The sequence below is a fragment of the Oceanobacillus piezotolerans genome (assembly GCF_003665065.1).
In the GTDB taxonomy this organism is placed as follows: Bacteria; Bacillota; Bacilli; order Bacillales; family Amphibacillaceae; genus Oceanobacillus; species Oceanobacillus piezotolerans.
In genome coordinates this window covers 177,606-192,227 of record NZ_RCHR01000001.1, presented here as the reverse complement: position 1 = coordinate 192,227, position 14,622 = coordinate 177,606, and the positions used below count along the sequence as shown (strand labels likewise).

Here is a 14,622-nt window from a genome sequence, read left to right as displayed (position 1 = left end):
AAACAGAAAAAAGTAATTTTCAGAACAAATAGCTATTAATTGAATTTGGATAAAAAACAAATAACCTTGATAAAAACATACCCTTATTTTCCTGAAAGATAAACTCAACCTATAGTACTATAACACCATAAGGAAAGGTTGACAATCTGGAAATCATCAACCCTTGGTCTTTACAATTGCTTATAATCCCCTATTTGCTTGTATTTTTCCCATCTTTTCTCAATTAATTCATGTGATGAATATTTAGATAAAGTTTGCAACGACTGATGCAACACCTCATCAATGTAAGCGGCTTGCTGCTCAACATCTTGATGTGCTCCACCTTTTGGCTCAGGTATTACTTGATCAATGACTCCTAACTCTTTCAAATCATAACTAGTGATTTTTAAAGATTCTGCTGCTTTCTTCGCTTGATTTGCATCTTTCCATAAAATAGATGCTGCCCCTTCTGGAGAAATAACAGAGTAAGTAGAATTTTCGAGCATATGAATATGGTCACCAACTCCTAGCGCTAAAGCACCACCGCTTCCTCCTTCACCAATAACGATACAAACAATGGGAACAGTAAGTCCTGCCATTTCCATTAAATTTCTAGCAATTGCTTCACTCTGTCCTCTTTCTTCTGCCGCTTTACCTGGATAAGCACCCTTCGTATCAATAAAGCAAATGATTGGTCTTTTAAATTTCTCAGCCTGCTTCATATGCCTTAATGCTTTCCGATAACCTTCGGGATGTGGCATACCAAAGTTTCTGCGGATATTTTCTTTCGTATCCTTTCCTCTTTGATGCCCAATCACTGTAACGGGGGTCTCCTTATAATAAGCAATTCCAGAGACAATTGCCTCATCATCTCCAAAAGCCCTATCTCCATGGAATTCGATAAAGTTTGTAAATAAAGCATTGATGTAGTCTAAGGTTGTTGGTCTGTCAGCGTGTCTCGCCATCTGAACTCGATCCCAAGGCTTTAAATTACCGTAGATATCATCTTCTAATACTTTCAAACGTTTTTCTAATGTTTCTATTTCCTCTTTTAAATCTATTTCGCTGTCTTCTGTAAACCTTTTTAATTCGCTAATCTTTTCTTTCAAATTAACAATCGGTTTTTCAAAATCTAACATTTGCTTCATGATTTGCTTCCACCCTTCTGATGCATCTCCAATAACGTCGATAGAAGGTCTTTCATTTCATGGCGATGTACAATCTTATCGAGTTGACCGTGCTTCAATAAAAATTCAGACGTTTGAAAATCATCAGGTAGTTTCTCACGAATGGTTTGTTCAATGATTCTTCGCCCAGCAAATCCAATCAATGCTTTCGGTTCAGCAAAGTTGTAATCACCTAAAGAAGCAAAACTAGCAGAAACACCACCAGTAGTGGGATGTGTCATAACAGAAATCATGAAACCACCCTCATCGCTAAATCGCTTAATAGCAATGGAAGTTTTAGCCATTTGCATTAAACTTAGCACCCCTTCTTGCATTCTTGCACCACCAGAAGCGGTAAATATAATAAACGGCAAGGAGCTCTTCCGGGCATTTTCCAATGCATTTGCAATCTTCTCTCCTACAACACTTCCCATACTTCCCATTCGAAAGTGCGAGTCCATTACGGCAAAGGCAGTAGGTTGTCCATTTATCAAGCCTTTTCCGGTAACAATTCCTTCATTTAGTCCAGTTTTCTTCCTATCTTTATCAACTTTTTCTTCATAATCAGGAAATTTGAGTGGGTTTGAGGAGGTCATTTCTTTGTCCCATTCCTCGAAGGTATCTGCATCGAATAAGCTGTCAATACGTTCCCATGCAGTTAACGGATGATGGTGACCACAGTTTGGACATACATTTAAAGCTTTGATCAACTCTTTACGATAATATATTTTATTGCAACCCTCACATTTTTTCATTAAGCCCTGTGGCACATCAATTTTACTATTTTCGCTTGGAATGGTTGCATATTTCTTGCGCTTTGTAAAAATTCCTTTCAGCTGCAAGTTAATTCCTCCTTCTCTTACTAAAAAACTAGACAATTACAGGTTTGAAATCATAGCTTATCAAACTGTTGGGTAAAAGGATTATATTAGAATCAGTTATTAACAAATGTATTTTCCATAAACAATCTTTCTATTCCAGGAAGATCTTTATTGGTAAGGAGTTTTAGAAGCGCAGGATAAAAGTTTTCCTTATAAGTTTTCTTGCTAATCGAAGTTGAAAAGTCTTCTAATAAATTCCATATTCTCTTTAATAACAAGTTTTCCGTTTTACCAAAAATATAATCAAATAATTTCAAATGCTTATCTTTAATAGAACTAGAGGAATCGTTGATGATTTCCTCTAGTTTTATCAAATCGACCTTATTTATTTTAGTACAAGCCAGTTTCGCTGCTTCTTTTTCAATTAGACACTTTGAATGAAGTATATCATTTCGTATATCCTTTTCTCTCAAAATAAAGGATGCAAGTACTTCCATTGTCTGAAGCGGGCGATAATTGCTAAGAAACGTTCCCTCACCAGCTCTTGTTTCAATAATGCCAAGCAATTCCAAAGCCCGCAATGCTTCACGTACGGATGACCTACCTGCATGTAAGGTTTGAGCAAGCTCCCTTTCTGAGGGCAATTTATCTCCAGGATTTAACTGGTTTAGCTCTATGAAGTTTCTTATCTCCTGAAGTACTCCTTGATAAACCTTCTTCTTCGATGATAGGGTCACTACGAACGTTCACTCCTTTAGCATTACATCTAATCTTTATCCGTTATCGTTAATCTTCTTGTTTTCTCTGCTACGTCTTCAGCGTCGACGTTTATACGTGCCACCCCAGATTCCATTGCCGCTTTTGCTACGCTTTTAGCAACAATAGGAGCAACCCGAGAATCAAAAGGGGCAGGGATTACATAATCATCATGTAATTCATCCTCAGAAATGAGGGAAGCTATTGCTTCTGCTGCCGCAACTTTCATTTTCTCATTTATTCTCGTTGCACGAACATCTAATGCACCACGGAAAATACCAGGAAATGCCAGTACATTATTAACTTGGTTTGGAAAATCCGAACGACCAGTTCCAATAACTCTAGCCCCTGCTAATTTTGCTTCATCAGGCATAATTTCCGGATCAGGATTTGCCATCGCAAAAATAATCGGGTCTTCATTCATCCTCGCAACCATTTCCTTTGTTAGCGCACCTGCTACTGATACACCAATAAATACATCGGCACCTTCCAAAACTTCTTCTAATTGACCCTCTATACGATTACGGTTTGTAAACTTAGCTACCTCTTCTTTAACAGGATTCATTCCATATGGACGTCCCTCAAAGATAGCCCCTCTTGAATCACACATAATCATGTTATGAACGCCAAAACTTTTCAGTAATTTAATAATCGCAATTCCAGCCGCCCCTGCACCGCTCATGACCACTTTAATATTAGTAAAAGCCTTATTAACCAATTTCAATGCATTGATCAGGCCAGCAACAGTTACAATTGCTGTTCCATGCTGATCATCATGGAAAATAGGTATATTTGTTTCTCGCTTTAAACGTTCTTCAATGATGAAGCAATTAGGTGCTGCAATATCTTCTAAATTCACCCCGCCAAAAGTCGGTTCTAATAATTTTACAGTATTCACAATTTCATCTACATCCTGTGTTGCAAGACAAATAGGGAAAGAATCCACGCCTGCAAACGTCTTAAATAAAACAGCTTTCCCTTCCATAACTGGCAATGCAGCTTCTGGACCAATATTCCCTAGTCCCAGTACTGCCGAACCATCACTAACTACCGCTACCATGTTTCCTTTCATGGTATAATCATAAACCATCTCTTTACGGTCGTGAATCTCTTTACAAGGCTCAGCAACTCCAGGAGAGTATGCTAAACTTAAGTCACTCGCATTCCTTACAGGTACTTTAGACTTAATAGACAGTTTCCCTTGGTTGGATTTATGGATGTGCAGCGCTTCATCTTTAAAGCTAGCCATTTCTACATATTCGCCCCTTTGTTTATTTATAGATAATATAAATAAGTTCTAAAACAGCTTTCTCCCAGTGGTCTGACCACTTATAATCCTACATTATATCAAATGAACTCAGTCTGTAAAGTCTAACCTGTTAGTTTTTTATAGAAATCGAATTCTTAAACGTCTCATCTTGTCCAATCAATCTATCTTTTGAAGGACAACATTATCATAGAGAAAGTAATTTCTTAAAGCTTGCAAACACTCCCTATTCGGAGTTACATTATACTCCACAGAAAGTCGATAAGTCTGTTTTGTTCTTTCTTGATAGATTATAACCGGAACATTGCCAGGATGTTCGTTCGCTAATCTCTTAATCACACCTAAAGCATTTTCAGATTTATCATTCGTTACCTTTATAAATAGTCGCTGTTTTGATTCACGATGAAGCATTTCTGGCTGAAAAGGTTCTAATTCATTGATAACCCACTGTATTTGACTGTTTCTAGTTTCTATTTTCCCTTTTATAATGATGATTGCTTCTTCCTTCAGCCATCGATTTGTATTACGATATTGCTCGGGAAAAAGGACTGCATCAATATCATTTGTTTCATCGGAAATAGTTAGAAACGCCATCGATTCTCCCCGTTTTGTACGAATGGTCTTGATTGCTTCAATGATGACAACAGACTTAACATCTTTCTTTCCAACTAAATGCTGCACATTTTGGAGAGGAATATAGCCTGCCCCTCGTAAGGACTCTCGATACTCTTTTAAAGGATGGCTTGAAACATAGGTTCCGATTAACTCTTTTTCATCGGCTAATTTCTTTACAATCGAAAAGTCTTCTATTTCTACATAGCTAGCTTCCAATTCAAGCTGATCTTGAAAAAGGCTTGGCTGATCCGTAAATTCTCTAAATAATTCTCCTTGTTCCATGGCCTGATCAATAGAGGCAAGTAAACTTGCACGGTTGGAATACGTTTCATCGAAAGCTCCAGCCATTATGAGATTCTCGAGAGTTGTTCTGTTTATAATCTTCGTATCCGCCCGCAAGCAGAGGTCAAAAATATTCTTAATTCGACCAGATTTTCTAACTCTATTAATTTCCTGTATTGCAGGGTTACCTACTCCCTTTATTTGCGATAGGCCAATTCGAATTTGTTTGTTTTCAACTGTATACTTCCCGAAACTGTGATTAATCGATGGAGGAAGAAGACTTATTTGAAAATCTCTCATTTCTTTATAATATTGTTCACGCTTATCTGATTGATTACGGACGGAACTTAGCAGAACTGCGAAAAAATCAGCTGGATAGTTTGCTTTTAAATAACTAAGCTGATAAGAGATTTTACTATAGGCAACGGCATGGCTTCTAGGAAAACCATAATTCGAGAATTTTACAATCCAACTAAATATTTCATTTGCGATTTTCTCATCATAACCATTCTTTTTACATCCATTGATAAACGCATTCCTCTGTTCGTCCATGACCTCTTTATTCTTCTTGCTAACCGCTCTTCGCAAAATATCTGCTTCACCCATAGAAAATCCAGCGATTACATGGGCAATTTGCATAATTTGCTCTTGATAAACCAGCACTCCATATGTCTGCCCTAAGATTGGTTCTAAATCTGGGTGCAGGTAGGTGACTTCTTCCTTTTTATGCTTTCTGGCAATATAGCGTGGAATAAAATCCATTGGACCTGGACGGAACAAGGCATTCACTGCAACAATGTCTTCAAAGGAAGTTGGTTTTAACTGAGTTAGGACGTTTTTCATCCCTTGCGACTCCAACTGGAAGACCCCATTTGTCTTTCCCGTTCGCAAAAGTTCAAAGGCGTTTTTATCTACTTCTGGAATCTTATCCAGGTCTATCTGCTTATGATGCGAATACTGGATGGATTGAATGATTTTTTCAATCATAGATAAATTCCTTAAACCGAGGAAATCCATTTTCAAAAGACCTAACGACTCTAAATCATTCATTGTAAATTGTGTCAGCAGCGTATCGTTTGCCCCCAAAGATAGTGGAACATGCTCCACTAATGGTTGCTCACTTATCACTACACCTGCTGCATGTGTAGATGTATGCCTTGGAATTCCTTCTAACTTAATAGCAACTGTAAATAATACCTTCAGTTTATTGGACTGCTTAATATAATCCTGAAGCTCTTTTCTCTCCAGCACAATCTGACTAATCGACTGCTTCGATTGCAGCGGTATCTCTTTCAAAATAAACCTTGCCTCTTGATCATCTATTTCCAATACCTTGATTAGCTCCCGGATGAGCGAGCGTGCAGCAAACGTACCAAAGGTGATAATTTGTGCAACATGTTCTTCCCCGTACTTTTCTCTCACATAAGCAATTACTTCATCTCTTCGTTCATCTGAAAAATCAACATCAATGTCTGGCATGGTTTGACGTTCAGGATTTAAAAACCTTTCAAATAAAAGATGGTACTTTAGTGGGTCAACATTAGTTATACCAAGCACATAGGCTACAAGCGATCCCGCTGAAGATCCCCTGCCAGGTCCTACTAAGATATTCTTATCTCTCGCAAACTGAATAAAGTCAGCAACAATAAGAAAATAATCACTAAATCCCATCGTGCGTATAACTTCAAGCTCATACCTCAACCGCTTCGTGATATCCTCTGTTATATCATTATATCTTTTCTTTACAAGGCTCAAACATTGCTTCTCGAGATATTCATGTGCTGACATGGCTTCTGGAACCGGAAAAGATGGAAGCAAGCGTTGAGAGAAATCAATGTTGACATTACACTTATCTACAACCTCTCTTGTCCAGAATTCTAATTCGGTCCAGAAGGCAAAAGACTTTTCTAATTCTTGTTTGGATTTTAAATGCTTCCCTTTAACCGTAAGAGTAGATCGTTTCATTTCCCACGGTCGACCAGTTTTAATCGCCTGCAAGACATCAAAGGCAATATCGTCTTTTTCCTCTAAGTAACGAACGTCACCAATTGGGACAACTGGTATTCCATATTTTTCATAAAAAGCTTTTACCGAACGATTTAATTCTTCTTGATTGCCATTATTTTCAAGACCAAGATAAAAATCCTTTAGGTTAAATACCTTCTGCCAATCTGTAAGATATTCGATAGCTTTATCGTGTGGTGCATGCAGAAGGATCGAAGCCAGCTTTGATTCTTGTAAGGGGAAAATCCCGACTAGACTCTCTGTATACGTTTGAAGCGAAGAAAGAGAGATCGTTTCCAGACGTTCAACCTGTAGGTGTGTTGTTAGTCTAATGAGATTATGATATCCAATCTTATTTTTTGCTAAAAGAACCAGTTCTACCGCCTCGTCGTCATTTTCTACCTTTACCGTCAATCCGATAATCGGTTTCATTCCGGCTTTCATACAAGCCTTATAAAAAGGAATCGCTCCATATAGTACCTTTTCATCTGTAAGTGCAAGTGCATCGAATTGTAATTCTTTTGCATGTTCTATTAATTTCTCAATTGTTATCGTGCTATTCATTAAGCTATAGCCACTTCGAACTCTTAAATGAGTAAAACTCATTTATCATCCCGCCTTTTCAAACTCTCCAGACTAATCTGGGCATTCCGCTATTTATGTTTCTATTATAACAGTATCCATCCGAACGTGTATACGGTTTGTCCTTATTAATAGATGGATTCAGATCCATCAAGAAACAGCCAAGTTTGTGAAATGCAAGCTTGTCAATCATAACTTGTCCGGTTCCTTCATAAACTTTATGGACCCTTCCTTAAGGAGGAGAGACAATGGAAGAAAGATTTTTTGAATCGTTTATCCAGTGCTTCTTTATTGCATTCGGAATTGTGATAGGTGGTTCCTTAATCGGAAGTATGGGCGCTTTTGCTGTTGGCGACCCGCCACTAACCTCTATTGTTCGGATAGCAAGAAGTTTGCAAATCTGGGCCATTGTTGCCGCTATTGGCGGTACCTTTGATGCGATCGAGAATATTCAAAGAGGCTTAAATGATGGTGCAACCATTGACTTAGTGAAGCAGGCTCTTCTTATTTTGTCTGCAATGGGCGGTGTCAAACTTGCGATGTTATTAATTCATTGGTTGGTTCAGGAGGAAATTAATTAATGCATATCCCTCCATATCATAAAAAACCAGCCTGGCAGTTATTAATAGTAGGTTGCACACTTGGAGCTATTGTTTCTTACTTTGTCCTTATTTACATGTATGGTTCCATGTATGAAGAATTGATCGAGGAAAATCTAGAACTGCAATCACAATATAACGAATTAAAAAGGCAGAATGAGGCACTATTAGCAGCCAATGAAGATTTAAATGAAAAGTCGAATCAGGAGCCTATCATTGAATTGATTGAGGTGCAAATCATAAATCCAGAGGAGGTAAAATTAGATCGGCTAATTATGCATGAATTAGAAGATTTGATTAAAGATGAGATTAATTATCTGATTGGAAGACGTGTCGATTCCATAAGCGAGAGCGACCTTCTCCTTTATCGCACGATAGAGAATAAAGGGTTTACAATAGAGGATATAACCTATTACTTTGATATCACCGAACTCACTATCTCAAAATCTTTAAAAATTAAGCTGCGTGCAAAATTATCAAATAAAATATGAAGAACTACCTTTTTTCGAAAAATGCTGTAAATAATAAAAGGATGATTTCATAATGAAATCATCCTTTATATATCTAACCATTATTACGACAAACTTCCTCAAGGTCAGCTTGTACCTTTTCCACTTCATTCCAATCGTAAATAGTAGCACCGGAAGCAAGTGGATGTCCGCCACCATTATACTTCTCTGCTATTCCATTAATAATCGGTCCCTTTGAGCGAATCCGAACGCGAATTTGATCTTCTTCTTCAATAAAGAATGCCCAAGCTTTAATTCCTTCAATTTCACTAATCACATGGACGAGCTGACCTGTTTCTTGTGCTGAAACTCCGTATTTGTTAAGGATTTCCTTTGTTAGCTTAATAATGCATACTCCAGAAGGGAATAGCGAGAATTGCTGCAGGATATAACCTTTCAATCTGGCAATGTTATCTTTTTCGCTATACAGTTGCTGATATAATTGCGTACGGTCAAATGAATATGTAACCAATTCTGCTGCATATTGGAAGGTTTTCTTTGTGGAGCTAGGAAATAGAAAGCGCCCAGTGTCCCCAACTATTCCCGCATACAATAAGCGCGCCGCCTTTTCGTTCATTTGTAAACCATCTTCTTTTCCTTCAAGGTACAATTCAAATATCATCTCACTAACAGAGCTGGCTTCTGTATTCTCCCAGCGGATATCTCCATATTTGTCTACTACCGGGTGATGATCAATCTTAATTAATTTAGCACCTAATGTATATCTATCGTCGTCAATTCGCGGGGAGTTGGCTGTATCACAAACAATGACTAATGCGCCATTATATATACTGTCTTCAATCTTATCCATCCGTAAGAGGAAAGTAAGATCTGGTGTTTCTTCACCAACTGCATAAACCTTTTTAGATGGGAAGGACGCTTTAATTATTTCCATTAAACCTCCCTGAGACCCTAATGCATCAGGATCTGGTCTTACATGCCGATGGATAATAATCGTTTCATATTCTTTGATTGCTTGTATGATGTCTTTTACCATGTTTATTCTCCATTTCTTATTCAGTATGTCTAGCAAAAATTCAAAATAAAAGGTACAATAAAGGGAGACTTTACTCAGTAGATATTTGCTTACATTTTATCAGTTCATCAGTAACTGTACATAAAGGCAGCACCAGATTTTTTAACAGGAGCGGTTGTATGATTATCTTCCCTATTCTCATTGTTATTTCTATTGTACTGTATGTATACTATAAGGTAGCCATTGTGAAAAGTGATGATGGTTTAACTCAACACTATTTTAACGCAAAATCGCGCATCTGTCTTGGCAGTTTCGTTTTCTTCTTTGCGATTAATCAATATTTATTTTATCTAACAAGGGTTTCCTTGATAATTGGTATCATTTTTATACTTCTTGGTGGCTATCAAATGTATTATGGTCTAAAAGAATCCAAACACTATCGAAATGAATGGAAACGTCTAAATCCAAGCGAATAAAAACATAAAAAGCTGACAACTTTTGTCAGCTTTTTTCTATCGATTAATTAATTGGGCCATAATTAGACCTTTACCCACAATTGTATTTTCATTGTATACTTCCACATCGATCTTTGCATACAGCCGACCTACATCTAACAGCTCCGGTTTGATAAACAGCTTACTCTCGATTTGTACTGGTTTATTAAAATAGACTGTAAGGTTTTCAATAGTTATGTCTGCCCGCTTCATTTGCTGCATTAATCTTGAGCTGGCTTCAGTGATAAGGGTTGTGAAGACACCATTGGATAATGTACCTAACTGATTCGTCATCTGTGGGGTAACTTCCGATTCAAATATACCTTCCTCTTCCGAAGTCACTAGGTTTCTCGAAACAATATCCTCAATAGTCTCCCCTACTTGAGGTTGTCGTTGGATTTGCTGCAATGCCTTTAATACATCCTGACGGGAAACCACACCTTGAAGCTGATGGGAACCATTGACAACTGGAATCACCTCTATCCCCTGCCATACCATCGTATGAGACACGGATGCAAGCGATGTTTTCGATTGAACTACCTGTGGTTTCTTGCTCATCACTTTATCAATCAAGACATTCTTGTCTTTTCCTACGATATCCTTAGAAGAAACCATTCCAATAACACGCATTTTTTCATCGACTACAGGGAACCTCGTATGCGTAGAATTCTCATTCAATTCATACCATTTACTGATGGTTTCTTTTGACCTTAAGTAAGAGGTTTCTTCTATTGGTGTAGCAATATCACCGACAAAGACAATCTCCTTTTTAATTAATTGGTCATAAATAGCTCGGTTAATCATCGCAGCTACCGTAAATGTATCGTAGCTTGTTGAAATAATCGGCAGCTCTTTTTCATCAGCTAATTGCTTTATTTGCTCTTCAGTGTCAAAACCACCAGTTATTAATACGGCTGCACCTTCTTTTAATGCCAATTCATGGGCCTTTAAACGATTTCCTACAATTAATAAGGAGCCCGCTTCCGTATATCGCATCATGGCATCAAGCTGCATTGCTCCAATTACAAATTTACTTAGCGTTTTGTATAAACCAGCTTTACCGCCAAGTACTTGTCCATCAATAATATTAACTATTTCAGCAAAGGTTAGCCGTTCAATGTTCTCTTTTTTCTTTTTTTCTATTCGAATGGTGCCCACACGCTCTATTGTGCTGACTAAACCTTGGTTTTCAGCTTCTTTTATCGCTCTATATGCTGTCCCATCACTAACATTTAAATCTTTGGCAATCTGTCTAACAGAGATTTTATGTCCTACCTCTAGTGAGATGATGTGTTGAATAATTTGTTCGTGCTTAGTTACCATTCTGTTCACCAGCCTTCAACTGTACTATATCTATAATTAATAGTTATTATACAGTTGAATGAAGTGAAACTCAATAATTATCAGTATTTCTGGCCTTTAATTCTTCCTGTTCCATTACTGGCGGCCTTGATATTTGCAAGAGTGTTGCAAAGTTTGCTCCCATCACGACCAGGAAGAAAGTTAGCCAGGCTCCCCAGAAGGTTAATTCTAGATTGGATGATGCCTCTGGGATGTAAGGCCAAGCGAAGTATAGGAAAAAGCCTGCGAGCAGGATGCGTAGGATGGTGTAGTGGCGCATAAATAATTCCCCCTTTTTTATTTATTTTATGTTTAAGCTGAGTGATTAGAACAGGGGCAGATAGTGGAGTAAATTCAAAGTAAGAAAAGTTAATTAGCACTTCTTCCATTCATCAAGCAATATAACGAACAGTCCAAAAGTACTGTTCGTTTATTTTCAATTTACCGACATTATTGTCGGTCTATTAAATATGGTGGATTAATACTATGAATAATTGGTTCCTCTAGTTTTAAATCGGAGAATGTTCCAATAATGCCAGGGTTGTATATTACCTGTAAACGAGAATCGCGAACTTTTTGCCCATTTACTCCCTCAAAATAATCATTATTAGTGATTTTCTGCGCTCCATCAAAATAATAACTTTCAGCACGACCTCTAATGGCATTCAAAACGATACGTCGAGCAGATATCCCCCCTTCAATTCTGATATTTGATCCTACTCCAAACATTTCGAAAGTATCATTGGAATAAAAGAAACCACGAATATTACTAGGATCATCTTGATTCACGCTATTATTAGCAATGTGAATCTCTTCTTCAGCAAATACAATTAATGATCCCTCTTCACCGTTATCCAGTTCAAGTCCATTTATGACGGTATTTTCGATAGTGACAGAACCATCAACGTAGATCAATGCGTTTAAATCTGCCGCGGCCCCCTTTATAGTTAAATCTCCTTCAACATAGATGGTCCCATTTAATTCTACTTTATCATAGAGATTTGGATTATAACTTTCACTGCCATTTCCAATAGATAAGTTACCACCAACATACATACCACTATTAATGGTTGTTGAACCTTCTTGTATTTTTACACTCTTATTTGTGGAAAACTTATTAAATATATTTATGTTTTCAAGTGCATAATAATCAATACTATCACGACAACCCCAAAGATTGTCGCATGCCCTAATTTGATTTGGTCCAAATACATTTTTGGTGCCCAAATCTATATTTGACAGTGTTGCTGTTCTTCCCCGACCGAACCACCACCAGAGATCCGAAACATCAGCTATATTTGCGTCAACTCTAAGGTCCGCTTCCCTTTCATTAAATTCATACTCTTCTTTGTAATCTGAAACGATAATAATATCCCGAATTGGCTCACTATCAATAATTTTTGGTGCAGCAGTAAATGCAGAATTTAAATTGGTAACCTCAGTATAGTTTGCTGAATTAAATTTATTTCGCTTAATATGACTGTTATAAGATGGGTTTGTCCTGAATATATAAACTTTCTCACCTAATACTAATTTTGCCGCTTCTTCTTCACTATCTTTTCTCGGCAAAATAGAAGGATACAATGAATCTATCCACTGATCTTTACCAAGATATGCATAGCCTTGATCCGTAGTAATAATATTTCCGTCTACCTTTAAATCCCCTTCAATCTGAATACCGCCATGAAGAAATAAATTTCCTTCCCCATCTACACAGTTTTTCTTTTCTTTACCTGTCTCTGTTCCATCACAAACCTTATGTGATCCAATGGCATAGTTCAAAGCATCTGGTACAGCATCTGCACCCACTACTGCTGTAGAATAATTCACTTTCTGCTTTCCATCTTTATCCTTACCGGTACTTTTAAAGGTGACGACTTGGCGGGTCTGTATTTTCTGACCATTTGCATCTTCATCCGGTGCATAGTTTTCGATACAGACTTTATATCCCCCTGTGACTGGCTCATCTAAATTTTTCAGGTAAGCTCCATTTTTACAACTCAAATTCTCAAGGATAGTCTCCAAGGCTGCAACAAAATCATCTTGAATAATTCCATCCTCACCTTCATTAATTTTAGCTTGTAGCTTTGAATGGATATCACTCATAATGTGTGTTAAACCTTTTTCCGATAACTCTGTTGCCTGCTGTAAATCTTCTGCTGTATCATTTTTTAATATACCTGACGTAGTAAATGTAATGAGTACGGTGGCCATCACACTAAACAAAACACCAATAAGTACAGCCAAAAATAATGTGTAGCCTTTTTCGTTATTCTTCTGGAAGTTCATTGCCTTCACCCCCAGGTTTTTTATCATTAATTATCCCAATTTCACTTATCGTTTCTATTTTTTGATTACTGTCTTTCTTTTCTAGAACAAGGGTAATTCGATAATGACCTTCCTCTATTTCCTCTATTTTTGTACCATTAGCAATTTGAATTTCATTATGTAGCGAGACTTCATTATCATTGATAATAACCATTCCATCAATAAAGCCAATCTCTTTATTTTCTTCTTCATCAGCTTTTATGACTAAATAATGATTATCTGTCCCTGCTTCAGGGAGATTTTTTACTTTTATTTCACTTAGTTTTAATGTATAAAGCTCATTAATCATGGAAGCCATTATTAAATCTGCTTCATCTCGTAGTTCAGTCTCTGCTTTTACACGGTCATAAGTTGCGATTCCGTTAAATAAAACTGAATAACCTATTACACCAATAATGGAAGTTAGCACGATTGCTGCCAATAGTTCAACTAATGTCAAACCACGCTCATTCTTAAAATGCATAATTGACATACCCTTCTACTTGGTGATTCGCTTTTCCTGGAAGTTCAACGTTTACGATTACTTCTATTAAATTCATTCTTTCTTCATCATTATTTTGATTGACAGTTAGAGTGATCAAGTATACTTTATCATTTACCATTACCTTATATAGGTCAGCACAGCCTTCTGGTTCACAGTTATCACTAGTGTAATTAAAGTCTTCTGTACTGAGATTTTCATTATCAGAAGGTCTGGCAAAAAATGAAAAGGGATCCAGCTTTACTCTTTCTAGCGTAGCTTTTCCTAAATTCACAGCAACCAGCCGGTCGTTATTGGAAACAGCTACTTCATTCGTAAAGATAATTAGATTATAGGAACCAACTAGAATAATAGAAAGTATGGTGAGTGATGCTAGCACTTCAACAAGCGTAAAACCCTGTTCATTTTTCATCGATTTCATC

14 protein-coding genes are annotated in these 14,622 nt (G+C 37.2%); 3 read left to right on the top strand and 11 right to left on the bottom strand.

Annotated elements, in window-relative coordinates; genetic code table 11:
* Window positions 1-170: 170 nt before the first annotated feature.
* The 5 genes from accA to dnaE form a co-directional block, all read right to left on the bottom strand.
* Window positions 171-1,127, bottom strand: a complete 957-nt coding sequence (gene accA / locus D8M04_RS00965) for an acetyl-CoA carboxylase carboxyl transferase subunit alpha (protein ID WP_121520505.1) — start codon at window positions 1,125-1,127, stop codon at window positions 171-173.
* On the bottom strand, window positions 1,124-1,987 hold the full coding sequence (gene accD / locus D8M04_RS00960) for an acetyl-CoA carboxylase, carboxyltransferase subunit beta (RefSeq protein ID WP_121520503.1): 864 nt from the start codon (window positions 1,985-1,987) through the stop codon (window positions 1,124-1,126). Before accD ends, accA begins: the two co-directional genes overlap by 4 nt.
* 92 nt (window positions 1,988-2,079) lie before the next feature.
* Window positions 2,080-2,703, bottom strand: a complete 624-nt coding sequence (locus D8M04_RS00955) for a FadR/GntR family transcriptional regulator (RefSeq protein WP_121520501.1) — start codon at window positions 2,701-2,703, stop codon at window positions 2,080-2,082.
* 29 nt (window positions 2,704-2,732) lie between these two features.
* Window positions 2,733-3,971 (bottom strand): NADP-dependent malic enzyme, encoded by a 1,239-nt coding sequence (ystJ, locus tag D8M04_RS00950; RefSeq protein WP_121520499.1) that lies wholly within the window; start codon window positions 3,969-3,971, stop codon window positions 2,733-2,735.
* A gap of 177 nt (window positions 3,972-4,148) precedes the next feature.
* Window positions 4,149-7,496 (bottom strand): DNA polymerase III subunit alpha, encoded by a 3,348-nt coding sequence (gene dnaE / locus D8M04_RS00945; protein ID WP_121520497.1) that lies wholly within the window; start codon window positions 7,494-7,496, stop codon window positions 4,149-4,151.
* Window positions 7,497-7,720: 224 nt separating this feature from the next.
* Here dnaE and ytrH point away from each other — a divergent pair, with 224 nt between their 5' ends.
* Window positions 7,721-8,053, top strand: a complete 333-nt coding sequence (ytrH, locus tag D8M04_RS00940; RefSeq protein WP_121520495.1) for a sporulation membrane protein YtrH — start codon at window positions 7,721-7,723, stop codon at window positions 8,051-8,053.
* Window positions 8,053-8,562, top strand: coding sequence for a sporulation membrane protein YtrI (gene ytrI / locus D8M04_RS00935; protein WP_121520493.1), 510 nt, complete (start codon window positions 8,053-8,055; stop codon window positions 8,560-8,562). The genes ytrH and ytrI overlap by 1 nt, the downstream gene beginning before the upstream one ends.
* A gap of 73 nt (window positions 8,563-8,635) precedes the next feature.
* On the opposite strand, the gene D8M04_RS00930 is transcribed toward ytrI, so the two are convergent.
* A complete protein-coding gene (locus tag D8M04_RS00930; RefSeq protein WP_121520491.1) occupies window positions 8,636-9,577 on the bottom strand; it encodes a DHH family phosphoesterase in 942 nt (313 codons plus the stop codon).
* Window positions 9,578-9,735: 158 nt separating this feature from the next.
* On the opposite strand from D8M04_RS00930, the gene D8M04_RS00925 reads away from it, so the two are divergent.
* On the top strand, window positions 9,736-10,032 hold the full coding sequence (locus D8M04_RS00925; RefSeq protein WP_121520489.1) for a YtpI family protein: 297 nt from the start codon (window positions 9,736-9,738) through the stop codon (window positions 10,030-10,032).
* Window positions 10,033-10,068: 36 nt separating this feature from the next.
* Here the strand turns inward: D8M04_RS00925 and D8M04_RS00920 are convergent, their stop codons facing one another.
* From D8M04_RS00920 to D8M04_RS00900, 5 genes are all read right to left on the bottom strand, one after another.
* Window positions 10,069-11,373: a DRTGG domain-containing protein gene (locus D8M04_RS00920; protein ID WP_121520487.1), complete on the bottom strand. Its 1,305-nt coding sequence runs from the start codon at window positions 11,371-11,373 to the stop codon at window positions 10,069-10,071.
* A 70-nt stretch (window positions 11,374-11,443) separates the two neighbouring features.
* A complete protein-coding gene (locus D8M04_RS00915) occupies window positions 11,444-11,671 on the bottom strand; it encodes a hypothetical protein (protein ID WP_121520485.1) in 228 nt (75 codons plus the stop codon).
* Window positions 11,672-11,841: 170 nt separating this feature from the next.
* Window positions 11,842-13,680, bottom strand: coding sequence for a hypothetical protein (locus tag D8M04_RS00910; protein ID WP_121520483.1), 1,839 nt, complete (start codon window positions 13,678-13,680; stop codon window positions 11,842-11,844).
* Window positions 13,661-14,182 carry a PulJ/GspJ family protein gene (locus D8M04_RS00905; protein WP_158595071.1) on the bottom strand — a complete coding sequence of 174 codons (522 nt, stop codon included), beginning with the start codon at window positions 14,180-14,182 and terminating at the stop codon, window positions 13,661-13,663. The genes D8M04_RS00910 and D8M04_RS00905 overlap by 20 nt, the downstream gene beginning before the upstream one ends.
* Window positions 14,172-14,621, bottom strand: coding sequence for a type IV pilus modification PilV family protein (locus D8M04_RS00900; protein WP_121520479.1), 450 nt, complete (start codon window positions 14,619-14,621; stop codon window positions 14,172-14,174). The genes D8M04_RS00905 and D8M04_RS00900 overlap by 11 nt, the downstream gene beginning before the upstream one ends.
* Window position 14,622: the final 1 nt, after the last annotated feature.

Excerpts from the sequence above, each read along its gene's own strand:
- accA (WP_121520505.1), bottom strand. The coding sequence starts at position 1,127 with ATGAAGCAAATGTTAGATTTTGAAAAACCGATTGTTAATTTGAAAGAA.
- ystJ (WP_121520499.1), bottom strand. The coding sequence starts at position 3,971 with ATGGCTAGCTTTAAAGATGAAGCGCTGCACATCCATAAATCCAACCAA.
- dnaE (WP_121520497.1), bottom strand. The coding sequence starts at position 7,496 with ATGAGTTTTACTCATTTAAGAGTTCGAAGTGGCTATAGCTTAATGAAT.
- ytrH (WP_121520495.1), top strand. The coding sequence starts at position 7,721 with ATGGAAGAAAGATTTTTTGAATCGTTTATCCAGTGCTTCTTTATTGCA.
- ytrI (WP_121520493.1), top strand. The coding sequence starts at position 8,053 with ATGCATATCCCTCCATATCATAAAAAACCAGCCTGGCAGTTATTAATA.
- D8M04_RS00930 (WP_121520491.1), bottom strand. The coding sequence starts at position 9,577 with ATGGTAAAAGACATCATACAAGCAATCAAAGAATATGAAACGATTATT.
- D8M04_RS00925 (WP_121520489.1), top strand. The coding sequence starts at position 9,736 with ATGATTATCTTCCCTATTCTCATTGTTATTTCTATTGTACTGTATGTA.
- D8M04_RS00920 (WP_121520487.1), bottom strand. The coding sequence starts at position 11,373 with ATGGTAACTAAGCACGAACAAATTATTCAACACATCATCTCACTAGAG.
- D8M04_RS00915 (WP_121520485.1), bottom strand. The coding sequence starts at position 11,671 with ATGCGCCACTACACCATCCTACGCATCCTGCTCGCAGGCTTTTTCCTA.
- D8M04_RS00910 (WP_121520483.1), bottom strand. The coding sequence starts at position 13,680 with ATGAACTTCCAGAAGAATAACGAAAAAGGCTACACATTATTTTTGGCT.
- D8M04_RS00905 (WP_158595071.1), bottom strand. The coding sequence starts at position 14,182 with ATGCATTTTAAGAATGAGCGTGGTTTGACATTAGTTGAACTATTGGCA.
- D8M04_RS00900 (WP_121520479.1), bottom strand. The coding sequence starts at position 14,621 with ATGAAATCGATGAAAAATGAACAGGGTTTTACGCTTGTTGAAGTGCTA.